Consider the following 24,732-nt stretch of genomic DNA (forward strand, 5'->3'; position numbering starts at 1 on the left):
GGTATGAGGGCGCCTGTCGAGGCAGGCGATCAATGGTTGCGAAATTCGCTGTGGCACGCTTTGCACGCTGCCTCGACCTTGGCCATGGGCGCTTTCAGTTGCGCGGGGTCCAAGGGCTGGGTTCGGGTCGACTCGACCAACTCGCCGGTCACGCCCTCCAGTTGCCGGGCAAGGTCATGGAAACGCTCCTGACGCTGCCAAACCTCTGCGCGCGCGCTGCTGTCACCCTCATCACGCACCTGTGGAAAATGCTCCCACGGCGCGTGAGCCAGGCTGTCGAGCCTGAGCGCGCCCTCGGCGAACTTCAGCCCATCGAAAGGCAAGCGACCACGCAGCATGCCCCCCATATCCTCGCTGGTCTTGAGCATGTCCTTGAAAATGGCCTTGCGCTTGCCAAGTGGCGAGTTAGGGTCGACCCGGTCACAGGCGGTAAGGGCAAGGGCGGCAAGCAGTACAACAGTCAATCGCTTGAACATCACAGTCACATAGGCCTCGCAAATGGGCGGCCAGTATCGCCGCCATGCCTGCAAAGACCAATAGCCACATATTTATAAGGGCGATTTTTCATGTTCGCCGTGCACAGGATCAAACCAATGAGAACTGCCCTGCGCCACTTGGCCTGGACGCTCCCTGCCCTGGCCTTGCTGGCCGGCTGCAATGGCGGCGAGAGCGCCAAGCCTGAACCACATGCCGTCGCTACCTACGCCCCTGCTACCTGGCAGGACCTGCCGGCGGTCAGCGACGAAGACTTGCTGGCAGGCTTCTATGCCTGGCGCAGTGGCTGCGAAAAACTCAAGCGCGACCCGGTGTGGGCAGCCACCTGTGAGGCAGCCGGCAGCGACACGGCCAGCGCCGCACAGGTGCGTACCTTCCTTGAGCAGAACCTGCAGGTGTATGGCCTGCGCTCGGCAGACAACACCGCCAATGGCCTGATCACCGGCTACTACGAACCCGTCTATCCCGGCAGCCTGAAACGCACAGAAGCCGCGCACGTAGCGGTGTATGGCGTACCCGACGACATGATAGTGGTCGACCTGGCCAGCGTGTACCCGGAACTCAAGGGCAAGCGCCTGCGCGGGCGCCTGGAAGGGCGTGTACTCAAGCCCTACGACACCGCCGAGGTCATCAACCGCGATGGCGTCAAAGCCCCCGTACTGGCCTGGCTGACCGACCCAATGGACCTGCAGTTCCTGCAAATACAGGGTTCAGGCCGGGTGCAGCTGGAAGATGGCCGGCAATTGCGCCTGGGCTATGCCGACCAGAATGGCCACCCCTATCGACCGATCGGACGCTGGCTGGTCGAGCAAGGGCAACTGAAAAAGGAGGATGTGTCCATGGGCAGCATCCATGCCTGGGCCATGGCCAACCCTCAGCGCGTCCCGGAACTGTTGGCCAGCAACCCAAGCTACGTGTTCTTCAGCACCCGCCCGGATAGCAATGAAGGGCCAAGAGGCTCGCTGAATGTGCCCCTGACGGCGGGTTACAGTGTGGCCATCGACCGCAAGGTCATCCCGTTGGGTAGCCTGTTGTGGCTTTCGACCACACGCCCTGACGGCACACCCGTGGTACGGCCTGTGGGCGCTCAGGATACTGGCGGGGCCATCACCGGCGAGGTGCGGGCCGACCTGTTCTGGGGAACCGGGCCGAAAGCCGGTGAACTGGCAGGCAACATGAAACAGCAGGGGCAGATATGGATGCTTTGGCCCAAAGGCAAGCCACTGCCAGATGTGCCTAAAGTGCCTTGATCGGCGATGGGTGCTTTGCGGGTAAACCCGCTCCCTCAGGCGTGAAGGAGCAGGTTTACCCGCGCAACGGGCGGTGTAGTTTCAGACAGAAACCACGAAAAACGAAATGATGATACCCAACCCCGCCAACCACACCAGCGAGCGCAACGCAGCCCAATCTGCCAGGTAGCAGATGATGTAGAGCAGCCGGCTGGTGATATACATCACCCCCAGCACATCCTGGGTCACCTGCTCGGCATTGCCGACGATATCGGCCACCAGCACTGCCGCAGCGAAGGCAGGGAACGTCTCGAAACTATTCTGCTGGGCCGAATGAGCTCGACGCGGCAGGCCTTCAAGGTTATCGAGAAATGCGCGTGGATCATGGTTGTCTCTCATGCCGAAGCGGCCGCTGCTCACTTTCGCAATCAATGCGCACAAGAGCGGCAGACACAGGGCGATCAGGATGCACCACAGGGCAACGGTCATGCTCATGACTCCTTGTTCGAAAATGGTTCAGAGCTTCATCACCAGCATGCCTGCCAGGACCAGCCCGCAAGCTAGGAGTCTTGGCCCGCCAAAAGGTTCTTTGAGATAGCGCATACCCATCAGCACCACCAGGATCACACTTACCTCGCGAAGCGCCGCGGCCTCGGCCACCGAGCCCAGGTGCATGGCCCACAGCACCAGCGCATAGCTGAACAACACGCAAAAACCCACCGCCAGCCCCAGGCGCCATTGGGTACGCCAGAACAGCACGAATGGCGCACGCCGCGCGACGCTGGCGAGCAAGGGAAATGGCCAGGCACTGAGCAGCGTCAGCCATACCAGGTAATCCCAGGGTTGCCCCCACAGCCGCACCGCCTGGCCGTCGAACCAGGTATAGCAACCGATACACAGACCGATCAACGCCACCACCGGCAGCATCGACCACGGCAACCGTTCGCCACCCCCGCCTTGCCACAACAGGCAAGCCATACCGCAGGGGATAAGCATGATACCGATGATCTGCTGCTGGCTGAGCGACTCACCGGCCACTGCCAGGGTCAACCCCAGCACTACCAATGGCGACAAACCTCGCATCAGAGGATAGACCAACCCAAGGTCGCCAACCCGATATGCCTTGATCAACAAAAAACGGTACAACTGCTCGGCCAGCGCCGACGCCAGCAGCCATGGCCATACCGCAGCAGGGGGGAATTGGCTGAAGGGTACTGCGCACACGGCGAAAGCCAGCGCTACCGTGTCCATGCTGGCGATGACCAGCAGGCGTTCGCCGCTGAACTTGATCAGGGTGTTCCAGGCCGCGTGCAGCATGGCGGCGACCAGTACCAGGGATGTTGCCAGCACGCGAACGGTTCCTTGCCTTGGGTTTGAGTGAAATGGCCATTATTCGCCATCGGCTAATACTGGCCATCATCGGCAGCGAGCGAAACGAAAAAGCGCTTCAGCGCAGCGGGCTTGATTTGAGCGCATCAGTTGCGCGCAGAGATTGCCACTTCAAAGCGCTGGCCCAGATGAACGTCCGTTCATTTGCTCAGCATCCTCCGAAAACCGAAACAACGTACAACGCTTCAACGTTGCGGGCGCTCGAAGATGCTTCGCCTTGCGGCCACTCCAACGCTGATTAAACCCTGTTCACTTACCCGATGGGGCACCTGCACTGGGCTACATTCAGTTTGCAAAGCCCGACAACATACGCCACTTGAAGGAAATGCTGACATGATCAAGAAAATGGTTGCTGCGTTTGCTATCGCCTTGGCCACCCTCACGACGGTGTCCATGGCGCAGGCAGAAGGCGAGGTGGCAAAGGGTGTGCGCCATGACGTGCGCGAAGTGGACAAGGGGGTCACTCATGACCGCAAAGAAATCGACAAAGGCGCCAAGCACTTGGACAAAGAACGCCACAAAGCAGATAAGCATATCGACAAGACAGTGAAGAAAGATCTGTAACCCTTCGATGCTTCGTTGACCAACCCGTGTCACCGAGGGTCGAGCCGCCAGGCTCGCCCCTCTGGCAACCTCGCAGTCAGGACGTTGTCTACCTGCGCAGTCGAAAAGTGTGTCCCCACACCCTTACCCGACCATCAAAGCACTACCCGAGTCATTCGGGTAACGACTTGGAAGCCACTGTCACAGGAATTGGGATGCTTGAATTAGTAGCCGCGTTTATCTGCCTTACCACCCTTCTCACCTACGTGAATTACCGCTTCATCGGCCTGCCACCGGCCATCGGCGTGATGGTCACCGCACTGCTGTTTTCTCTGATACTGCAAGGGCTGAGCCTGATCGGCTTTCCTGGCCTGGAGGAACGCGTCGAAGGGCTGATGAACCAGATCGACTTCAACGACCTGCTGATGCACTGGATGCTGGCATTCCTGCTGTTTGCCGGTGCGCTGCACGTGAACCTCAGCGACCTGCGCAGCTACCGCTGGCCGATTGGGCTGTTGGCCACCCTGGGTGTGCTGATTGCCACGGTAGTGATCGGCTACCTGGCACACTGGGTATTCGGCATGTTCGGCTGGCAGGTGCCACTGATCTATTGCCTGCTGTTCGGCGCGCTGATCTCCCCGACCGACCCCATCGCCGTGCTGGGCGCGCTGCGTACCGCCAACGCCCCTAAGCCTCTGAAGACCACCATCGTCGGTGAGTCCCTGTTCAACGACGGTACCGCTGTTGTGGTGTTCACCGTGCTATTGGGCATCATCCAACTGGGAGAAACGCCGAGCATACCCGACACCGCCATCCTGTTCGCCCGCGAGGCCATCGGGGGTGCGCTGTTCGGCGGCCTGATCGGCTACGCAACCTACCGCATGATCAAAAGCGTCGAGCAGTACCAGGTCGAGGTCATGCTGACCCTGGCGCTGGTGATCGGCGGCTCGGCCATGTGCTATGAGCTGCACGTTTCGGCACCGATCGCCATGGTGGTCGCGGGTCTGATCATCGGTAACCTGGGGCGCAACCTGGCGATGAACGACATGACCCGCCGCTACATGGACGGTTTCTGGGAACTGATCGACGACATGCTCAATGCGCTGCTGTTCGCCCTGATCGGCCTTGAGCTGTTGCTGTTGCCGTTCAACTGGCTGCACCTGGCAGCGGGCGCAGTGCTGGCAGTGGCGGTACTGCTGTCGCGTTTGCTGACCGTAGCGCCGGCGATCGTGCTGTTGCGCCGCTGGCGGCCAGTGCCCAAAGGCACTGTCCGCGTTCTGACCTGGGGCGGGCTGCGCGGCGGGGTGTCGGTTGCCTTGGCGCTGTCGCTGCCATTGGGTGAAGAGCGTGACCTGCTGCTGTCGATCACCTACATCGTGGTGCTGTCGTCGATCCTGGTGCAGGGTTTGAGCATCGGCCGAGTGGTGCGCAAGGTCAGCGCCCAGCCGTGAGCAAGGCGGGGCTGCTGGGCAGCCCCGCATTTCACTCCACCGTAGAGTCCGGGAACTGGTCCTGGACGTATTTGATCTCGGTACACCCGTGGGGCGCCGGCAAGCCATCCTCACCCAGGTTCACGAAGACCATGCGGTCAACCGTGAGAATGCTCTTGCGGGTGATCTTGTTGCGCACTTCACAGCGAAGGGTGATCGAGGTACGGCCAAACTCGGTGGCCGTGATGCCCAGTTCGATGATGTCGCCCTGGCGCGAAGCACTGACGAAGTTGATCTCCGACATGTACTTGGTGACCACGCGCTGGTTACCCAATTGGACGATGGCGTAGATCGCCGCTTCCTCGTCGATCCAGCGCAGCAGGCTGCCACCGAACAGGGTGCCGTTGGGGTTGAGGTCTTCAGGTTTAACCCATTTACGAGTGTGAAAGTTCATCTGTACTCCTGACCTGCTTGGCTAACGTGAAGTCATGATGGCAGAGCGGCCGCCAGCGCTCCATCGAACATCGACTATCGTCGCGATTAATCGACAGAAAACCTTGGGTGTGGCACCCCGCCACGGCTATAATCGCTGCCGATTCTCATGGCTGCCCGCAGTGGCGGCCATCCCGCCACCCATCCGAGGGGCGCTGCAGCAGGCTAGGCCTGTCAGGCTCGGTTGGGGCGTTGTCCGCTGAGGTGGACGCTCAACGCACAACGGCGCCCATTCGCACACTACGAATGGAGGCTCTCAATGAGCGCTGTAAACACGCCTGCTGGTTTTTCCGACTTCAAGGTCGCCGACATTTCCCTGGCTGACTGGGGTCGCAAGGAAGTCATCATCGCCGAGTCGGAAATGCCGGCACTGATGGGCCTGCGCCGCAAGTATCAAGCCGAGCAACCGCTCAAAGGCGCGAAGATCATCGGCTGCATCCACATGACCATCCAGACTGCCGTGCTGATCGAGACCCTGGTTGCCCTGGGTGCCGAAGTGCGCTGGTCGTCGTGCAACATCTTCTCCACCCAGGACCAGGCCGCTGCCGCCATCGCTGCCGCCGGTATCCCGGTATTCGCCTGGAAAGGCGAAACCGAGCAGGAGTACGAGTGGTGCATCGAGCAGACCATCCTCAAGGATGGCCAGCCGTGGGACGCCAACATGGTGCTGGACGACGGTGGTGACCTGACCGAGATCCTGCACAAGAAATACCCGGCCATGCTCGACAAGATCCACGGCGTGACCGAAGAAACCACCACTGGCGTGCACCGCCTGCTGGACATGCTGGCCAAGGGCGAGCTGAAGGTCCCGGCCATCAACGTCAACGACTCGGTCACCAAGAGCAAGAACGACAACAAGTACGGCTGCCGTCACAGCCTCAACGATGCCATCAAGCGCGGCACCGACCACCTGCTGTCGGGCAAGCAAGCCCTGGTGATCGGCTACGGTGACGTGGGCAAGGGCTCGGCCCAGTCCCTGCGTCAGGAAGGCATGATCGTCAAGATCACCGAAGTCGACCCCATCTGCGCCATGCAAGCGTGCATGGACGGCTTCGAAGTGGTTTCGCCGTTCAAGGACGGTATCAACACAGGTACCGAAGCCGGCATCAACGCCGACCTGCTGGGCCGCATCGACCTGATCGTCACCACCACCGGTAACGTCAACGTCTGCGACGCCAACATGCTCAAGGCCCTGAAGAAACGTGCCGTGGTGTGCAACATCGGCCACTTCGACAACGAGATCGACACCGCCTTCATGCGCAAGCACTGGGCTTGGGAAGAGGTCAAACCACAGGTGCACAAGATCCACCGCACCGGCGCTGGTACCTTCGACCCACAGAACGACGACTACCTCATACTGCTGGCCGAAGGCCGTTTGGTGAACCTGGGCAACGCTACTGGCCACCCAAGCCGCATCATGGACGGTTCCTTCGCCAACCAGGTGCTGGCGCAGATCTTCCTGTTCGAGCAGAAGTTCGCCGAACTGCCAGCCGCCCAGAAGGCCGAGCGCCTGACCGTGGAAGTACTGCCGAAGAAACTCGACGAAGAAGTGGCCCTGGAAATGGTCCGCGGCTTCGGTGGCGTGGTTACCCAACTGACCCCGCAACAGGCCGAGTACATCGGTGTGACCGTCGAAGGCCCGTTCAAGCCGCACGCCTACCGCTACTAAGCGGCAGGTTTGAAGCCAGCCGCTTCAACGCCGGAACCTGAACGATGCCCAAGCCAGATCGGCCATCACCGATCTGGCTTTTACTTGCAGCTTGCTGCTTGAGGCACGCTGCTCGAGGAACGCCAGATGTCCCAAGAACGCCGTTACAGTTTCGAATTCTTCCCAACCAAGACCGATGCCGGCCATGAAAAGCTGATGGGCGTTGCCCGCCAGTTGGCCGCGTACAATCCGGACTTCTTCTCCTGCACCTACGGTGCGGGTGGGTCCACGCGCGATCGCACGCTCAACACCGTGCTGCAATTGGAAAATGAAGTGAAAGTCCCGGCAGCACCGCACCTGTCGTGCGTCGGTGACACCAAGGACGAGTTGCGCACTCTGCTGGCCGAGTACAAGGCTGCTGGCATCAAGCGCATCGTAGCCCTGCGTGGCGACCTGCCGTCGGGCATGGGCATGGCCAGTGGCGAACTGCGTTATGCAAGCGACCTGGTGGAGTTCATTCGCCAGGAAACCGGCGACCACTTCCACCTGGAAGTCGCTGCCTACCCCGAAATGCACCCGCAAGCGCGCAACTTCGAGGTGGACCTGGGCAACTTCGTGCACAAGGTCAAGGCCGGGGCCGATAGCGCCATCACCCAATATTTCTTCAACGCCGACAGCTACTTCTACTTCGTCGAGCGTGCGCAGAAGCTGGGTGTGGACATACCGGTGGTGCCCGGCATCATGCCGATCACCAACTACAGCAAACTGGCGCGCTTCTCCGACGCCTGCGGCGCCGAGATTCCACGCTGGATCCGCAAGCAACTGGAAGCCTACGCTGACGATACCGCGAGCATTCAGGCCTTCGGCGAGGAAGTCATCACCCGTATGTGCGAGCAACTGCTGCAAGGCGGCGCACCGGGCCTGCATTTCTATACCCTCAACCAGGCCGAAGCGAGCCTGGCGATATGGAACAACCTGAAGCTGCCACGCTGAAATTTCTTGGCATGATCAGGTGCTGAAACCGTCAAGGCTTTGGTCGTAGACTAAGGCCTTGTTTATTTTTGGCTCTGACAGGTGTCGTCTGTAATGCAACATTTCCTGCCATCACGTCCTCAACTCGTGTACCTGGCCTTCGGCCCGGCCACCTATCATCAGGAAGCCTGCTTCAGCATCGTCAGCGCCCTCGCGCACCTGCCGAGCATCGCCGACCCGGCCATCGACATCCACGTCTATACCGACAACGCCGAGCCCTACGGCAAACTGCCGGTAACCGTTCATCTGCTCGACGAAGCGACTCGCACGGCCTGGAACCAGCCCCATGGCTATCATTTCCGCAGCAAGCATGTGCTGATGCGCCAGGTATTGCAGCAGTACCCTCAAGCTGTGCTGATAGACACCGACACCTTTTTCCGCAAGTCGCCCCTGCAACTGTTCCAGCGGGTCAAGCCTGGCACCCTGCTGTGCAACAGCATCGACGCGCGCTATGGTCACAACCCGCAATGCCTGCTGTACACCAACCTGCTCGACATCCTTAAGTCCCGCGGTTTGGCCGATACCCAGATGTCGTTGATCAACTCAGGCGTCATTGGCCTGTGCGCCGAAGACGCCCAGGTGCTGGACCGCTCCATCGCCATGATGGACGAGTTCTATCCGCTGGCGCGCACGGCCTACACCCTCGAGGAGTTCTGCCTGGCGGTTGCTGCCTACCGCAACCTGGAGCTGGCCGAATGCACCGATGTCATTCACCACTACTGGAGCCGCAAGGCGCAGTTTCGCGCCAAGATTCAGGCCTGGTTGCGCAAACACGGTGATGATCCACTGGGCGCGGCGGCGCTCGCCGATGTGGCATTGGTCAACGACCAACTCCCACGCCCGCCAACACTGCAACGCCTGGGCTACAAGGCCTTGAGCCTGACCATGCCCAGCCGCGAGCGTCAGTTCGTGCGTGAGCTGCTATATGGCTGCTACCCCTACCCCAACGAGTTCGATCGCGCCTGCGCCTCAGCCTGGTGGGACAAGGCACTGGAAAACCTCAACGAACGCTGCGGCGGTATCGATCCCGAGCAACTGCGCCAATGCCTGCGTCACCCAAGCCTGCGCCTGTCCCTGGGTAGCAGACGCAAAGACGTCGAGGCGCACTTGCTGCGCTCCCGCCAGCGCTGATGGCTAACTACAAGGGGCTTGCAGCATCACTGGCTTTGCCCCTGCTGAGCGCGTAATCTCGCGCCATGCGCTACGCTGTCCGATTGCTGTGCATAATGCTGCTCGCCTGCCTGAGCCCTTTGGCGCTGGCCGAACGGCTGCGCCTGGTCAGCGACGACTGGGCGCCCTATGTGTATCTCGAGCAGGGCCAGGCCAAAGGCATCGATTACGAAGTCACTACGCAGGTGTTCCGCCGGCTGGGTGTCGAAGTGGACTGGCAGTTCATGCCTTGGAAGCGCTGCCTGGCGATGGTGGAACAGGGCTTGACCGACGGCGTGATGGATATCTTCCGGGTTGAGTCACGTGAGGCTTTTTTGGTCTACCCCGAAGAACCTATGTCCCATGTCGAATTCGTGCTGTTCCAAGACCGAAACCGCCCCCATGCAGTCACCCACCTCGGTGACCTGGCGGGCCTTAGCGTTGGTATCTCGTCGGGTTACACCTACGGCAAAGCCTTCAGCGAGTCTTCGGCGTTCAAACGCGAATCCGCGCCAACCCATGAAGCCAATTTCGGCAAGCTCATACGCGCGCGCGTAGACCTGGTGGTCACTGATCGCTTGGTTGGGCGCTACCTGCGCCGTCAACTTGGCCTGGAACAGCAGGTGGAGGAATTGCCCCTGGTGATAAGCCGTCAGGCTCAGTACCTGGGTTTGACCCGAACCCCGGAGCACCAATTATTGGCTCAGGCATTCACCGAAGAATTACGCCGTTTCAAGCAGGAGCGCGCCTATACGGCGATTATCGAGCGTTATACCGGCGGCTCCGCAAGCCCGTCTGACGCCGTTGAGCAGCACGAACACAGCATGCCGCGTTAGCTCTGTTATACTCGGGCCTTCCCGCCCGGCTCACGCCCGGACGCTCGGCCTTGCAACAGGCATCCCGATCGGTACTGACGCCCATTCGCGTCCACCCGCCGCTTCCCGGATGTGCAGTGAAAGCCCAGCTGGACCGGACGCGATCGCATCCCTTCGATGCCCGTCGCGCCAGGCAGAATATCCCAACGGGCCCAGCCCCCACGAGAACAGGATTGCCCATGTCCTTTGCTTCCCTCGGTCTCTCCGAGGCACTTGTCCGCGCTATCGAGGCAGCGGGCTACACCCAGCCGACCCCGGTGCAACAGCGGGCCATTCCCGCCGTGTTGCAGGGCCGCGACCTGATGGTTGCCGCTCAGACTGGTACTGGTAAAACCGGCGGTTTCGCCTTGCCGATCCTCGAGCGTCTGTTCCCGGCCGGCCACCCCGACAAATCCCAGCGTCACGGCCCGCGTCAACCGCGCGTATTGGTCCTGACGCCGACCCGCGAACTGGCTGCGCAGGTACACGACAGCTTCAAGGTGTACGCCCGCGACCTGCCACTGGTCAGCGCCTGCATCTTCGGCGGCGTCGGCATGAACCCGCAGATCCAAGCCATCGCCAAGGGCGTGGACGTGCTGGTCGCCTGCCCGGGGCGCCTGCTCGACCTGGCCGGTCAGGGCAAGGTGGACCTGGCGCATGTGGAGATCCTGGTGCTGGACGAAGCCGACCGTATGCTCGACATGGGCTTTATCCATGACGTGAAGAAGGTCCTCGCCCGGTTGCCGGCCAAACGCCAGAACCTGCTGTTCTCGGCGACCTTCTCCAAAGACATCACCGACCTGGCCGACAAGCTCCTGCACAACCCGGAGCGCATCGAAGTCACACCGCCGAACACCACCGTCGAGCGCATCGAGCAGCGCGTCTATCGCCTGCCAGCCAGCCACAAGCGCGCCCTGTTGGCCCACCTGATCACGCTGGGTGCCTGGGAGCAGGTCCTGGTGTTCACCCGCACCAAGCATGGCGCCAACCGCCTGGCCGAGTACCTGGAAAAGCACGGCCTGACCGCCGCCGCGATCCACGGCAACAAGAGCCAGAACGCCCGCACCAAAGCGCTGGCCGACTTCAAGGCCAATAGTGTGCGGGTGCTGGTAGCCACCGACATTGCCGCCCGCGGCCTGGACATCGACCAACTGCCCCATGTGGTCAACTTCGAGCTGCCCAACGTCGAGGAAGATTACGTGCACCGCATTGGCCGGACTGGCCGTGCCGGGCGTTCGGGCGAGGCTATTTCCATGGTCGCGCCAGATGAAGAGAAGCTGCTCAAAAGCATCGAGCGGGTCACCAAGCAGAGGATCCCCGATGGCGATCTGATGGGCTTCGATGCCAGCCAAGTAGAGGCCGAAAAGCCAGAGGCGCGTGAGCGCCAGCAGAACAGCGGCCGCGGCGGGCGCAATCAACAAGCCCGTGGAGACGGCGGCAAAGACGCCAACGGTGGCCGCAAGGACAAGGGCAAGGACAAAGGCAAGGCCAAGCAGCAGGCAGCGGACAAGCCTGCCGACAAGGAAAAGTCTGGCGACAGACAACCACGCAAGCCACGTGACAAGAAGCCGCGCCAGCAGCAACAGGCAAGCGCTACCCCGGTCCCGAAAGTCCCGGCCGACCGTGATCCGGAAGAGTTTCTGGACGACGAGATCGACAATTTCGGTAACCGTGCCGATTACGTAAGCCCATACCAGAACGGCAAAGGTCAAGGTCGCAACCGCCGCCCAGGTGGTGCCGCTCAAGGCACGGGCCAGAGCCAAGGCAGCCAGCGCGGCAACAATGGCACTGGCCAGGCACGTAATAATGGTGGCCAGGGCCGCAATGCCGGCGGGCAGGGTCGTAACGGCAGCGCTGACAAGCGCCCACGTAACAACAATGCCGGTGGTGGTCGTCGCGACGGCAATGGCGGTGGTCGTAACCGTTCGGCAGGCCGTGAGGATGCATCGCGCCAGGAGCCGGCGGTACGTAGTACCCGCGAGCAGCACCAGCCGGTGATCATTCGCAAGGAATCCAAGCTCGATCGTTACCCTACGCCCGAGCAACTGGACGACCTGCCAAGCCGCCCTCGAAGTGAGCGACCAGCGCTGCTGACCCGCAAGGGCTGAGCCGTAGGCACAACGCCGCCCTTCGGCTGATGCCAGTCAGTTAATAAGTCCATTAGGGCTGCTTTGCAGCCCTTCGCGGGTAAACCCGCTTCTACAGGTCTGTGCTGGCATCATGGCCGGCGCAGTCACTGTATGCCCACTGGCGGCTGGTTTTGCGCCTCTCACGAAAAACCCGCTCTTACAGGTTCTGCGCCGGAATCAGGGCCGGCGCATAACCTGTAAGAGCGGGTTTACCCGCGAAGAGCCGCAACGTCGCCCCAATAGATAGCCTGAAACATCAACTGATTGGCATGAGCTATTGGGGCGGCGTTCTCATTGCTTACTTCTGCTTCACACCTTCGACACTGATGTCCAGGTCCAGGGTCTGCGAAGTCGGGCCTGGGCCCTTGATGCCAAAGTCGTTCAGGTTCAGGGTGGTGGTGGCGTTGAAGCCAGCGCGCTCGCCGCCCCATGGGTCTTTGCCTTCACCGTTGAAGGTGGCCTTGAAGGTAACCGGCTTGGTCACACCATGCAGGGTAAGATCGCCAGTCACATCGGCAGTTTTGTCACCGGTCGATTTGACACTGGTGGATACGAACTTGGCATCCGGGTACTTGCTGACGTCCAGGAAGTCCTTGCTGGCGATGTGCTTGTCGCGCTCGGCATGGTTGGACCAGACGCTGGCAGTTTTCAGGTCGACGCTGATCTTGCTGGCTTCAGGCTTGGCGCTGTCCCAGGTGAAGTCACCGCTGAAGTCCTTGAAGGTGCCGTGAATGAAGCTGTAGCCCAAATGGCTGATCTTCCAGTCGACGAACGCGTGCTGGCCTTCCTTGTCGATCTTGTACTCGGCGGCCATGGCCTGGCCAGCGGTGAACAGAGCGGTACCGAGCGCCAGAGCGGCAAAAGTCTTTTTCAACATCCTTACTTTCCTTCCATTGCAATTGAGGTTGAGAATCAAGCTTTGCGGCCCAGCATACGGGTCAGGGTCGCGTCACGGTCGATGAAATGGTGCTTCAAAGCGGCCAAGCCATGCAATACGGCGAAGATCACCAAGCCCCAGGCCAACCACAGGTGAATCACCCCGGCCAGGTCGGCTTGGTCCGGTAGGTCGCTGACCAAAGCCGGCACCTCGAACAACCCAAACACTGGAATGCCTACGCCGTCAGCGGTGGAAATCAGGTAGCCCGCGGTCATGACCGCGAACAGCCCGATATACAACGCCAGGTGCCCCAACTTGGCAGCTACGCGGGTGAGTGCCCCATGGTTCGCTGGCGCCGGTGGCGGCGGGCTGATGAAACGCCAGACTACACGCACCAACATCACCCCCAGCAAGACCAGGCCGATGCTTTTGTGCAAATCGGGGCCGGCCTTGCGCCAAGGATCGTAGTAGTCGAGCTCGACCATCCACAGGCCCAGGCCGAACAGGCCAAAGACTGCCAATGCAACGCCCCAGTGCAGGACGATGCTGACTACGCCATAGCGAGAAGGTGAGTTGCGCAGTTGCATGATGAGCTGTTTCTCCGTGAAAGCTGTGCACAGACTAGCGCTTAACGTATCGAATAAAAGCTTAAAAAATTGCTGTGGATTATCAAATAATCCGATATTTAGTGTGCAAGTTTCCTATTAAGAAAACATTAACGGGGTGCGGGGAAATAACCTTTGGATATCTCGGCCCCTTCGCAGCGTAACCCTGCAAAGAGGCCGAGTTAAACGTCAGTTGGCTTTGGCCTGATTACCAGTTGCCGGCTTTTTCGCTGGAGCGGATTTGGCCGCTGCCTTTTTTGGCTCGGTCGCCTTGTGCGCCTGCTTGGCAGCAGGCTTGTGTGCAGGGGCGTGCTTAGCCGGTGCAGGCTTCTTGGCCGCAGGTTTGGCGGCCGCAGGCTTGGCCGGCTCTTCTTTGGCTACTGCAGCGGGCGCAGCAGCGGCGGGCACAGGGGCAGCGGTAGCAGGAGTTGGAGCCTGGGCCGGTGCGGTATCGGTCGCCTTGGCAGCCGGTGGCGTTTTCGCCTCAGGCTTGTCATCACCGCCGAACAGGCGCGAGAAGAACCCGCCACTGTCCTTTTTCGTCGCAGCCGCGCCCGCTGTCGCTGCGGCTGCCACGGTGGCCGCCTTGGCGGGGTCGAACGACTTGCCGGCAAGCAGGTCCTGCACCTGGCTGGCAGCCCGCTGGCCGCTGCGCAACGCCCCCTCAAGGGTGCCAGGGTAGAGCGCATCGGTGTGCTCACCCGCAAAAGCGATGCGCTGCACCGGGCGCTCCCACAGGCGCCAGTATTTGCTGATCTGACCTGGGCCGTAAGCCAGGTAAGCGCCACCTGTGCCCGCGTCGACGCTGTAACGCTTGACCTCGTAGCCGGTGAAAGCGCCACGGGCCTGGGGATAGAACGCGTGCAGGCGAATCAGGACCTGATCGACCATTTGCTTGTCGCCAAATGCTTGCAACAGACGGGCATTGTCACCCGACAGGTTGATCACCACATTAGCGCCGCCTTTGAGCGCCGGCTCGACCCACAGCATGCCCAGGCCAGCGTTACTGAAGATCTCGCCCGACATGCGTGCACGGCTTTCCCATACGGGCTGCTTGAACTTGAGCATCAGCTGGTCGCGCCAGCCGTAGTTGGTGCCTTTGATCGCGGCCATGTGCTGAGCATCCAGGCCAGGGGTGATCTGGATCTTGGCCAAGGCCCGCAGCGGCACGGCCATCACCAGGTAATCGGCCTTGTAGTCGGCGCCACCAACCTTGACCGTGACACCGTCCTTGTCCTGCACGATCGCGGTCACTGGCGAATTGGTCTTGATGGTCTTGAGCTGCTTGACGAAGGCCTGAGCCAGCACCGGGCTGCCGCCAGGCAGCCGCGAAGCGCGCAGGTCACGGTCGCTGACGCCACGGTAGACACGGTTTTGCTGGGCAAAATAAAGCAGCGACAAGCGCGACGGCTCATCGTAACGGGTGCGAATCTGCTGGTTGATCAATTGACGTGCGGTAGCTGGCAGTTGCAGCTTGTCGAGCCAGCTGGACACGTTGATCTGGTCGAGCGCAAACAGGGTACTGGTCGCTTGCGGGTTCAACGGATCGTCGATCGAGCGTGCCAGGTCATCGAGGGTTTTCTCGTAGCGCTTGATCGCCTCTGCCGTGGCCGGCTGCTTGGTGGCAAGGTCGGTGCTACTGAAGTATTCGCCGTCGATCAGGTAGCTGGGCGTGCGTACGAACTCTGGTGCCGGCAAGGTTTGCAGCTTGAAGCGGTCCAGGTACTGGTTGAGCACCGGCTGCGCCTTGGCATTGCCGATCCACTCGCTGGTGGCCAGGCCCGAGCGCCCGCCCATGCCCGCTTTGGCTTCCAGCACAGTCACCTGCCAGCCTTTGTCCTGCAGTTCGTAAGCTGCGGTCAGGCCTGCCAGGCCGCCACCTACCACGATTGCTGACGGTGTTTTGTCTTTCGCCAGTGCGGCCCCGCTGGACGCACCGATCAATACCAATGCGCACAGGCGCACCCAAGCAGCAGCCATGTCGGCAGACTCCGAGTTGAAATTACAGGGATGGGATGGGGCGGAAATACCCCACAAGACATTGCGCTAAGAATACGTCAGCTGTCCGGGCCCTGCCAGCACGGCGATATCAAGTGCCTTTGGCAACTGACAATTTCGCCAACGGGCCGCTAATGGTTGTCCTCCCCCAAGGCTTTGCTTAGGCTTACGCGGTCAAAGCAGGCAGCAAAGCCAGGAGAAGTGCCGATGGGCCTCAACGATCAGTGGATGCAGCGCGACCTCAAGGTCCTGTGGCACCCCTGCACCCAGATGAAAGACCACGAGCAGTTGCCGCTGATTCCGATCAAGCGTGGCGAGGGCGTGTGGCTCGAGGACTTCGAGGGCAAGCGCTACCTGGATGCCGTGAGCAGCTGGTGGGTCAATGTGTTCGGCCACGCCAACCCTCGCATCAACCAGCGCATCAAGGACCAGGTCGACCAACTGGAGCACGTGATCCTTGCCGGCTTCAGCCACCAGCCGGTCATCGAGCTGTCCGAGCGACTGGTAGCCATCACACCGACGGGCCTGGACCGGGTCTTCTACGCCGACAATGGCTCGTCGTGTATCGAAGTGGCGTTGAAGATGAGCTTCCATTACTGGCAGAACATCGGCAAACCGGCAAAAAAACGCTTCGTGACGTTGACCAACAGCTACCACGGCGAAACCATTGCGGCCATGTCCGTAGGTGACGTGCCGCTGTTCACCGAAACCTACAAGGCGCTGTTGCTGGACACCATCAAGGTGCCAAGCCCCGACTGCTACCTGCGCCCTGAGGGCATGAGCTGGGAAGAACACTCGCGCAACATGTTCGCCGCCATGGAACAGACCCTGGCCGAACACCATGAAACCCTCTCGGCGGTGATCATCGAACCGCTGATCCAGGGTGCCGGCGGCATGCGCATGTATCACCCGGTTTACCTCAAGCTGCTGCGCGAGGCCTGCGACCGCTACGACGTGCACCTGATCCACGACGAAATCGCGGTGGGGTTCGGCCGCACCGGCACGCTGTTCGCCTGTGAACAGGCCGGTATCCGCCCGGATTTCCTGTGCCTTTCCAAGGCCCTGACCGGCGGTTACCTGCCGTTGGCGGCCTGCCTGACCACCGACAAGGTCTACCAGGCCTTCTATGACGATTACCCGACCCTGCGAGCCTTCCTGCACTCGCACAGCTACACCGGCAACCCGCTGGCCTGCGCCGCCGCGCTGGCCACGTTGGACATCTTCGCGCAGGACAACGTGATCGAGGCCAACAAAGCCCTGGCAACGCGCATGGCCAGCGCCACCGCGCACCTGGCCGAGCATGCCCACGTCGCTGAAGTCCGTCAGACCGGCATGGCGTTGGCCATCGAGATGGTCCAGGACAAAGCCACCAAGGCCGCATACCCATGGCAGGAGCGGCGCGGCCTGAAAGTGTTCGAGCACGCCCTGACCCGCGGCGCGCTGCTGCGCCCGTTGGGCAGCGTGGTGTACTTCCTGCCGCCATACGTGATCACCCCGGAGCAGATCGACTTCCTCGCCGAAGTGGCCAGCGAAGGCATCGACATCGCCACCCGTGACAGCGTCAGCGTCGCCGTACCGGCCAACTTCCACCCCGACTTCCGCGACCCGGGCTAAGCCACAGCGCCCGCCGTCGATTCCATGGCAGCAGGTTTACCCGTGCGCACGAAGGTGGCTGCACCGCCGCACTCGCAGGTAAACCGCTCCCATGGAGTAATGTGATCCCTTTTCGTTCGAGCACAACCATGAGACTGTCCCGCTTCTTCATCGACGCCCCCTTAAGCCTCGGCGAGCACGACCTGCCCGAAGCCCAGGCCCACTACATCGGCCGTGTTCTGCGCATGGCGCCCGGCGACGCCGTGCAGCTGTTTGACGGTAGCGGCCAGGAATTTCTCGGCCGCTTGCTGGAAGTCGGCAAGAAGACCGTGCGCGTGAGCCTCGACCAGGCCCTGGCTGGCCAACCCGACTCGTCGCTGCACGTGCATTTAGGTCAAGGCCTGTCGCGCGGGGAGCGCATGGATTGGGCTATCCAGAAGGCTACCGAACTGGGTGCCAATGTCATCACCCCGATCGTCAGCGAGCGCTGTGAGGTGCGTCTGAAGGACGAACGTGCCGACAAACGCCTGGCCCACTGGCGTCAGGTTGCAATCAGCGCCTGCGAACAGTGCGGCCGCTCCACCCTGCCAGTGATCCACCCGCCAGTCACCTTAAGCGAATGGCTCAAGGGCACTGAGGCCGATCTCAAGCTCGTACTGCACCCGGTCGCCGAACCGCTGACCAGCCATGAAAAACCGGCAACCTTGGCTTTTCTCATCGGCCCTGAAGGCGGGTTGAGCGATACCGAAGTCGAGCAGGCCAACGCCGTGGGGTTCAACGCAGCGCGCCTGGGCCCGCGGGTACTGCGCACCGAAACCGCGCCGGTGGTGGCGCTATCGGTAGCTCAGCAGCTGTGGGGCGATTTCTAGCGCACGTACAGCGACACTGCCACGAAGTGCATAAGGCTGCCGGCGATCACAAATAGGTGCCAGATGCCGTGCCAGTGGCGGAAGCGGCTGTCGAAGGCGAAGAAGATGATGCCAACGGTATAGAACAGGCCACCGGCCGCCAACCAGGCGAAGCCTGCAGTACCCAGGCTTTGCAACAGCGGATTGACCGCCACCAGCACGATCCAGCCCATCACCGCGTAAATGATGATCGACAGCACGCGTGCCTCGGTGCGCGGCTTGATCTCCTGCAGCATGCCGATCAGCGCCAACCCCCAGACCACGCCGAACAGGCTCCAGCCCCACGGCCCGCGCAGGCTGACCAGGCAGAATGGGGTGTAGCTGCCGGCGATCAACAGATAGATCGACAGGTGATCGAGCTTACGCATGATCACCTTCGCTCGCCCGCGGGTGCTGTGGTAGAGAGTAGAAATGCTGTACAGCAGCATCAAAGTGCCGCCGTAGATGGAAAAGCTGACGATTTTCCACGGATCGCCTTGCAGGCCCGCCGCGACAATCAGCCAGATGGCACCGATACAGGCCAGGACAGCACCGACCAGGTGGGTCCAGGCGTTGAAGCGTTCACCGTAATACATGCAGAAAAGACCTCTACCTTGAAACCAGGTTCCCTTCCAGCGCTCCTTCACCGTCCCTACCTAACATGATTGCCAGTACTCGTGTGACTAGCCGTTCATTACATTTCCTTGAGGCACACATCACCCAATAGGAATTGAGACATGCATTCAGATAACAAAAGTTACGCCAGCGAAAATAACTTGTACGCTGTTTGGCTCGATAGCGTTGGTCCAGACCGAATCGCCGTGATTGCAGCCGTACGTGAGCTCACCGGATTGCCACACGGCGATGCCAAGGCCTTGGTAGACAGTGCCCCGGTAGCGATCGCAACAGAGATATCAAAGGACACAGCCGATAGGGCCAAGGCCAGACTGGAACAAGCGCGGGCCCAGGCAAGTGTGCGCCCTTCGTAAGTCGCAGTAAGTTGCCTGACGCCCATGCCCGTCTGTTACTGGTCGCCGGGTAGCAAGTGAGCGTCACGCACCAACCGCTCCAACCCTGCCAAGTCGGGCACCCGCGCCACTTGCTCGCCCACCTGCACGGCGGCCAATTCCAGGCTACCCAGTGGTACATCCACGTAGTTGAGCTGAATGTCGAGCTTGCACGAGCGAGGGATGTCCTGCAGCAGCACCGCCAGGTAGCGCAGGCCGGTGTCACCTAGGGCATTGAGCACCACGATTCGCGCACGCTCGCCGCAGGGGGTATGCCCCCCGCAGGCAGCCTCGAAGCCGATCAACGGCAGGTGCTGCTGGCGCCAGTCGATCCAGCCAAGATGCCAGGCCGGGTCGCCCCGCTCGCACGTGAGGTTGCGCTGGCCAATCAATTCGACCACGGCGACGTTAGGTAGCACCAAGGTCCGGTCGCCCAAGGGCAGCAACAGGCCGGTCAGGCTGTTGCGCTGCCCTGCAAGCAGTTCAAGCATGGCTATGGCTCCAATGGGCGATGCTCTGCAACAGCACCGACTCCTGATAGGGTTTGCCCAGGTAATCATTGACGCCGATGGCCATGGCACGTTCGCGGTGCTTCTGCCCAGTGCGGGAAGTGATCATGATGATCGGCAGAGCCTTGAGCCGCTCGTCGCGGCGAATGCGGGTGGCGACTTCGAAGCCGTCCATGCGCGGCATTTCGATATCCAGCAACACCACGTCCGGCCGGTGTTCCTGCAGCAGGGCCATGGCATCGACCCCGTCCTTTGCCGTCAGTACGCTCATGCCATGGCGCTCCAGCAAACGGCTGGTGACCTTGCGCACGGTGACAGAATCGTCCACTACCATTACCAACGTTCGCCGCTGGGCTGCCGGCTCGAACAGCGTCCGCTGCACACCGCTGCCAGCGGGCAAACGTGCCAGGCGCCGCTGCTGGCCACGCAGTTGGCCCAGCAGGTCGAGGATCAGTACCACTCGGCCATCGCCGAGCAAGGTCGCGCCCGACAGCCCCGCCACCGCGGCGAACTGCGAGCCGAGGCTTTTGACCACGATTTCGCGGCTAGGCGACAGGCTATCGACCTGGATGGCGAACGACTGAGTCTGAGAGTGCACCAGCAGTAACGGCAACGGCACGCTTTGCCCCAGCAGCACCGGGCGCGGCAGGCCCTGCAGCAGTTCGCCCAGGTAACGCAGCTCGTAATCATGGCCAGCGTATACGTAGCGCGGCGTATCGGCCTGGTAACAGGCTGCCAGTTCAGCCGGTGGTACCCGCACGATTCCCTCGATGGTGTTCAGTGGGATGGCGTATTGCTCCTCGCCCACGTGCACCATCAGTGCCCGGTTGATCGACACGGTGAACGGCAAGCGAATCAGAAAGCGCGCACCCTTGCCCTGGGCAGACTCGATACTCATCGACCCGCCCAGTTGCTTGACCTCTTCGTGGACTACATCCATGCCCAGCCCACGCCCGGAGATCTGGGTGATCTTCTCGGCGGTGGAAAAGCCCGGGCGCAGGATGAACTGTAGAATCTCGTGGTCGCTCAACTGGGCCTGCGGGTCCAGCAGGCCGCGTTTGATCGCCTTGCGCCGCACCGCCTCAAGCGGCACACCTGCGCCGTCGTCGGTCATCTCGATGACGATGTCTGCGCCTTCGTGCAGCAAGTTGAGGTGGATGGTGCCCTGCTCAGGCTTACCTGCGGCCAGGCGTACCTCGCGCGCTTCAAGGCCATGATCGACGGCATTGCGCAGCATGTGCTCCAAGGGTGCGACCATGCGCTCGAGCACGCTGCGGTCCAGCTCACCTTCGGCATTGCCGACCACCAACTCGACCTGCTTGCCCAACTCACTGGCGACCTGCCGCACCACGCGCTGCAAACGCGGCACAAGGCGTTCGAATGGCACCATCAGCGTGGCGGTCAGGCCTTCCTGTAGTTGGCTGTTCACCCGCGCCTGCTGCTGCAGCAAGCTGTAGGACTCCTGGGCGCGTTGGGTGAGGGTTTCCTTCAGGTCGAGCAGGTCGGATGCCGATTCGAACAGTGCCCGTGACAACTGCTGCAACTGCGAATGACGGTCCATTTCCAGGGGGTCGAAATCTTCGTAGGCATCGCCTTCGAACGCTTGCCGGCTGCTGACTCGGCCCTGTGTTTCGATATCCAGCCGCAGCAGCTGGTCACGCATGCGCTCCAGCGTGGTTTCCATCTCGTTGAGGGCGAACTGGGCATCGTTGACTTGCTGCTCGATCCGACCACGAATGACCGAATGCTCACCGGCCAGGTTGCCCAGGTCGTCGAGCAGTTCGGCGTCGACCTTGACCATGTCGCCCGGTGCGCGCTCGGGGGCGGCGGCGGGCATGTCGCTTGGGGCGGTGTCGGCCAGCGCCTGGCCAGCGGCACTGTCGGTCAATGCGGCACTGCTGAAATTGCGGATGTAGTCGATCAGCGCGGTTGCGGCGTGCAAAGGCTGGCCAAGGCGCACGGCATCGAGCATGTGGGCCAGGCGATCATGGCAGTTCTGCAAGAGTGCGAAAAGCGCCGCGCTCGGCGGCAAACGCCCTGCGGCAAGCAACTCGTAGAGAAATTCCAGCTCATGGGCCAGGTCGCCGATGGCGCTGATCTCGACCATGCGCGCCCCGCCTTTGAGGGTATGCAGGTCACGTAGCAGGTTCTCGACCTCGGCGCTGTTGCGCGGGTCGGCCTGCCAGCGCGCCAAGGCAGCGGCGGCGCTTTCGACGATGTCGGAGCTTTCTTCGAGAAAGACTTCCAGCAGTTCTTTGTCCCCTGGGCTGTCGGGTTCTTCATCCTGCTCCAGTGAACCAGGCAACGGTGTGACCGCCTCGGCACTGACCAGGCCGGTGGCATCGGCCGCCAGCGCGCCATCGAGCAGCTCGCGCAGGGCATCGACACACTCAGGTCGAGGGCTGGCTTGCTGCCCGGCAGCGACCTGGTCGAGCATGTCCAGCAACGCTTCGTGGGTTTGCTGGGCAACGGCGAACAAGCGCGGGCTGGCACCCAGGCTGCCCTCTTCTACCGCGCCGTAGACGTCCAGCAGTGCTTCGCACACCGCGTCCATCTGCCACAGATCCGCCAGATGCGCGGCGTGACCCAGGGTCGTCAGTTCATCGAGCAAAGTCTCCAGCGGCTCGCGCTGCCCCGGTTGTTGCTGCCAGCGCGAGAGTAAAGACTCGGCATCGAGCACGATGTCCATGGCCTGAGCCAGAAAGCTTGCGACCTGCTGCGGGTCGCGCTTGCCAGGACGGCTAGGGTGGGGCTCGGCATGCAGGCTGGCCAGGCGTAGATCCACCGCTTCGCCAACCTGTTCGATCAGTTGGGCCGCGCCGGCAATCGCCGCCAATGGCGAGCTACCCAGCTGGGCCAGGCCTTGCACGAAAAGCCCATGGGCCGTTTGCAGCCACTGCAGCTCCTGCCCCTGTAGGGGCAGTTGGTGGCCACGGTACTCACGTACCAGGCGGTCGAAGGCGGTGGCAAGTTCGGCGATCGGCATGACCCCGGCCATGGCGGCGCTGCCCTTGAGCGTGTGCAAGGCGCGCTGCAGGCTGTCACTGACTTCGCGGTCAGCACCCTCCCCCCCTTGCAGGAAGGCCTCGAGGTCGGCCAAATGCCCTTGTGCCTCGTTGCGGAAAATATCCAGCAGCTGCGGATCGAGGCCATCGACCGCAGCACTGGCCGGTGCGTCATTCTCGGCAAGAGCGTGCAGGTGGCTCGCCAGCTGTTCGACCTCGGTCAACTGTGGCAGTTGGCCGGCGGCGAAGTCGGCCAGCAGATCCGGCAAGTGAACGAACACCTGCTGCAGCGCCACGGCGCCCTCCGGGCTCAAGGCGATACGCCCTTCCAGCACGCGATTGAGCAGGTGCTCCCCGCCCCACGCCAGCTCGGCTACCGCCTCGGCATGCACCATACGGCCGCTGCCCTTAAGCGTGTGCAGGTCGCGGCGCACCTCGATCAGGGCATCGCGCAGGCTATTGTCGGCACGCCAGCGCAACCAGTGCCGCTCGATTTCCGGCAACAACTCACTGGCTTCTTCGAGGAACACCTCACGCAATTCGTCATCGATGCCATCACTGCCGTCATGGATTTCGAAACGGTCGGCATGGGTGCATTGCACGCCCAGCGCGGTGAGGCTGGTGCAGGCCATGTCCAGGAAAGGCTGGGCATCGGCCAGCGGGTCTGCGACCCGCCATTGCAAGTAGCATTCAGCGGCACTGAGGGCCTGCGCCAAGTGGTTCAGTTCGGGCTCTGGCGGCTCGGTCTCCAGGTGCTGAAGCCAACTTTGCACATAACTCGCGCAACCTGCCAACACCTCAGCGGCGGCCGGCAGCATCAACATCGCCAGCGCACCACGCACCTGCTGCAAAAGCCCCGGCAGCGGCTGCAAGCGCTGCTTTGGCCAGCCAGACTCGAGGCAATCGCCGATCAGGTCCTTGGCCTGCTGCAACACCGAAAGCGACTCGGTCAGCACCAATTGGCGAATCTCTGCCAGATCGGAACCCGGCAGGCCGCCCGGTGCGCCATCTTCCTGAGGCAGCACCATGCCGTTGAGGGTGGCTTCCACATACAACAGAGCACCAGCCACATCCATCAATACCGCGTCATCCACGGCTCGCTCGCCCTGGGCCAACGCCTGCAGCGCCAGCACCTGGTCGATGATCACCCGGCGTGGTTGCTGGAAGCCCAGCACCGCCAAGGTATCAGCCACGTGGCGCAAGGGTGCGAGCAGGGTTTCCAGTTCTTCGCTGTGCTGGCGGTCGCCACGCACGAACTGGTCAAGGCGTTCCTTGATCCGCACCAGGTCATCACACAAGGCCGTGACCACCGAGCGCAAGGCATCGCGCCCAGGCCCAGCCTGCAACTGCTCTCGCCAGTTACCCAGCGACAGGTCCAGGTTGGCCAGGTCATCGGAACCGGCAAAACGCTGCGCCGCACCGCTGATCAGGCTGGCTTGGGCCAGGGGTTCGACACCACGGCAAGCGCGCAGCTGATTGAGCAATGGCAGCATCACCAATGGCAGATCATGGCGCGCACCGCGCAACCGCTCCAAGTACGAGGGCAATTGCTCAAGCCCCCGAAACAACGGCCCCAGGCAGTCCCCGCGAGGGCTGACCTGGCCATCGGCCAAAGCTTTGGCCAGTAATTCCAGCTCTTCGGCCAGGCGCGTGGCACCGCGCAGTTCGAGCATGCGCAGGCAGCCGTGCACCTGATGCAGGTTATCCACGACGAAAGCGAGTATCGACAGGTCATCGGTCTGCCCGGCAAAACGCTCCAGGGCCTGACGTGCCTGGCTCAAGCAATCGAAGATGGCGGCGCGGGTCCAGGCCAGGGCCACGGTATCTTGGCGCTCGGGGCTTACAGCGGCAGAAGCCATGG

Annotated in this window: 21 protein-coding genes and 1 riboswitch; of the genes, 11 read left to right on the forward strand and 10 right to left on the reverse strand. The window is 61.8% G+C overall.

The window, feature by feature from the left end:
• Positions 1–29 precede the first annotated feature (29 nt).
• Positions 30–476 carry a cytochrome c gene (locus J5M56_RS13475; protein WP_207937118.1) on the reverse strand — a complete coding sequence of 149 codons (447 nt, stop codon included), beginning with the start codon at positions 474–476 and terminating at the stop codon, positions 30–32.
• 117 nt (positions 477–593) lie between these two features.
• On the opposite strand from J5M56_RS13475, the gene J5M56_RS13480 reads away from it, so the two are divergent.
• A complete protein-coding gene (locus J5M56_RS13480; RefSeq protein ID WP_186476335.1) occupies positions 594–1,745 on the forward strand; it encodes an MltA domain-containing protein in 1,152 nt (383 codons plus the stop codon).
• 81 nt (positions 1,746–1,826) lie between these two features.
• Here the strand turns inward: J5M56_RS13480 and J5M56_RS13485 are convergent, their stop codons facing one another.
• A complete protein-coding gene (locus J5M56_RS13485; RefSeq protein WP_060478148.1) occupies positions 1,827–2,213 on the reverse strand; it encodes an MAPEG family protein in 387 nt (128 codons plus the stop codon).
• A gap of 27 nt (positions 2,214–2,240) precedes the next feature.
• Positions 2,241–3,074, reverse strand: coding sequence for a DMT family transporter (locus J5M56_RS13490; protein WP_060478149.1), 834 nt, complete (start codon positions 3,072–3,074; stop codon positions 2,241–2,243).
• On the opposite strand from J5M56_RS13490, the gene J5M56_RS13495 reads away from it, so the two are divergent.
• The 3 genes from J5M56_RS13495 (at position 3,062) to J5M56_RS13505 (ending at position 5,107) form a co-directional block, all read left to right on the forward strand.
• Positions 3,062–3,355 (forward strand): hypothetical protein, encoded by a 294-nt coding sequence (locus J5M56_RS13495; protein WP_207937119.1) that lies wholly within the window; start codon positions 3,062–3,064, stop codon positions 3,353–3,355. The genes J5M56_RS13490 and J5M56_RS13495 overlap by 13 nt on opposite strands.
• Positions 3,356–3,446: 91 nt before the next feature.
• Positions 3,447–3,677, forward strand: coding sequence for a hypothetical protein (locus J5M56_RS13500; RefSeq protein WP_243430738.1), 231 nt, complete (start codon positions 3,447–3,449; stop codon positions 3,675–3,677).
• A 194-nt stretch (positions 3,678–3,871) separates the two neighbouring features.
• Positions 3,872–5,107, forward strand: coding sequence for a sodium:proton antiporter (locus tag J5M56_RS13505; RefSeq protein ID WP_060478150.1), 1,236 nt, complete (start codon positions 3,872–3,874; stop codon positions 5,105–5,107).
• A gap of 31 nt (positions 5,108–5,138) precedes the next feature.
• On the opposite strand, the gene J5M56_RS13510 is transcribed toward J5M56_RS13505, so the two are convergent.
• On the reverse strand, positions 5,139–5,540 hold the full coding sequence (locus tag J5M56_RS13510; protein WP_060478151.1) for a hotdog domain-containing protein: 402 nt from the start codon (positions 5,538–5,540) through the stop codon (positions 5,139–5,141).
• Between the two features lie 179 nt (positions 5,541–5,719).
• Positions 5,720–5,816, forward strand: a riboswitch (S-adenosyl-L-homocysteine riboswitch).
• A gap of 21 nt (positions 5,817–5,837) precedes the next feature.
• Here J5M56_RS13510 and ahcY point away from each other — a divergent pair.
• From ahcY to J5M56_RS13535, 5 genes are all read left to right on the forward strand, one after another.
• Complete coding sequence (gene ahcY, locus J5M56_RS13515; RefSeq protein ID WP_207937120.1) at positions 5,838–7,247, forward strand: adenosylhomocysteinase; 1,410 nt, start codon at positions 5,838–5,840, stop codon at positions 7,245–7,247.
• A gap of 126 nt (positions 7,248–7,373) precedes the next feature.
• Positions 7,374–8,219, forward strand: coding sequence for a methylenetetrahydrofolate reductase [NAD(P)H] (gene metF, locus J5M56_RS13520; RefSeq protein ID WP_060478153.1), 846 nt, complete (start codon positions 7,374–7,376; stop codon positions 8,217–8,219).
• A 93-nt stretch (positions 8,220–8,312) separates the two neighbouring features.
• On the forward strand, positions 8,313–9,389 hold the full coding sequence (locus J5M56_RS13525; protein WP_186476331.1) for a hypothetical protein: 1,077 nt from the start codon (positions 8,313–8,315) through the stop codon (positions 9,387–9,389).
• A 65-nt stretch (positions 9,390–9,454) separates the two neighbouring features.
• Positions 9,455–10,243 carry a transporter substrate-binding domain-containing protein gene (locus J5M56_RS13530; RefSeq protein ID WP_186476330.1) on the forward strand — a complete coding sequence of 263 codons (789 nt, stop codon included), beginning with the start codon at positions 9,455–9,457 and terminating at the stop codon, positions 10,241–10,243.
• Between the two features lie 218 nt (positions 10,244–10,461).
• Positions 10,462–12,369 carry a DEAD/DEAH box helicase gene (locus J5M56_RS13535; RefSeq protein ID WP_060478156.1) on the forward strand — a complete coding sequence of 636 codons (1,908 nt, stop codon included), beginning with the start codon at positions 10,462–10,464 and terminating at the stop codon, positions 12,367–12,369.
• A gap of 319 nt (positions 12,370–12,688) precedes the next feature.
• On the opposite strand, the gene J5M56_RS13540 is transcribed toward J5M56_RS13535, so the two are convergent.
• The 3 genes from J5M56_RS13540 to J5M56_RS13550 all read right to left on the reverse strand — a co-directional run bounded on the left by J5M56_RS13540 (position 12,689) and on the right by J5M56_RS13550 (position 15,852).
• Positions 12,689–13,267, reverse strand: coding sequence for a YceI family protein (locus tag J5M56_RS13540; protein WP_060478157.1), 579 nt, complete (start codon positions 13,265–13,267; stop codon positions 12,689–12,691).
• Between the two features lie 35 nt (positions 13,268–13,302).
• A complete protein-coding gene (locus J5M56_RS13545) occupies positions 13,303–13,854 on the reverse strand; it encodes a cytochrome b (protein ID WP_060478158.1) in 552 nt (183 codons plus the stop codon).
• A 207-nt stretch (positions 13,855–14,061) separates the two neighbouring features.
• The gene (locus tag J5M56_RS13550; RefSeq protein WP_207937121.1) at positions 14,062–15,852 is read right to left on the reverse strand and encodes a flavin monoamine oxidase family protein; all 1,791 of its coding nucleotides are present in this window, start codon (positions 15,850–15,852) and stop codon (positions 14,062–14,064) included.
• 225 nt (positions 15,853–16,077) lie between these two features.
• On the opposite strand from J5M56_RS13550, the gene J5M56_RS13555 reads away from it, so the two are divergent.
• Complete coding sequence (locus J5M56_RS13555) at positions 16,078–17,484, forward strand: adenosylmethionine--8-amino-7-oxononanoate transaminase (RefSeq protein WP_207937122.1); 1,407 nt, start codon at positions 16,078–16,080, stop codon at positions 17,482–17,484.
• Between the two features lie 128 nt (positions 17,485–17,612).
• On the forward strand, positions 17,613–18,332 hold the full coding sequence (locus J5M56_RS13560) for a 16S rRNA (uracil(1498)-N(3))-methyltransferase (RefSeq protein WP_207937123.1): 720 nt from the start codon (positions 17,613–17,615) through the stop codon (positions 18,330–18,332).
• On the opposite strand, the gene J5M56_RS13565 is transcribed toward J5M56_RS13560, so the two are convergent.
• The 3 genes from J5M56_RS13565 to J5M56_RS13580 form a co-directional block, all read right to left on the reverse strand.
• On the reverse strand, positions 18,329–18,946 hold the full coding sequence (locus tag J5M56_RS13565) for a hemolysin III family protein (RefSeq protein WP_060478162.1): 618 nt from the start codon (positions 18,944–18,946) through the stop codon (positions 18,329–18,331). The two genes, J5M56_RS13560 and J5M56_RS13565, sit on opposite strands and share 4 nt — an antisense overlap.
• Positions 18,947–19,374: 428 nt before the next feature.
• On the reverse strand, positions 19,375–19,848 hold the full coding sequence (locus tag J5M56_RS13575) for a chemotaxis protein CheW (RefSeq protein WP_207937125.1): 474 nt from the start codon (positions 19,846–19,848) through the stop codon (positions 19,375–19,377).
• On the reverse strand, positions 19,841–24,730 hold the full coding sequence (locus tag J5M56_RS13580) for an Hpt domain-containing protein (RefSeq protein WP_207937126.1): 4,890 nt from the start codon (positions 24,728–24,730) through the stop codon (positions 19,841–19,843). Before J5M56_RS13580 ends, J5M56_RS13575 begins: the two co-directional genes overlap by 8 nt.
• Between the last annotated feature and the right edge of the window lie 2 nt (positions 24,731–24,732).

The organism is Pseudomonas sp. 51_B (genome assembly GCF_017491595.1).
Lineage (GTDB): Bacteria > Pseudomonadota > Gammaproteobacteria > Pseudomonadales > Pseudomonadaceae > Aquipseudomonas > Aquipseudomonas promysalinigenes.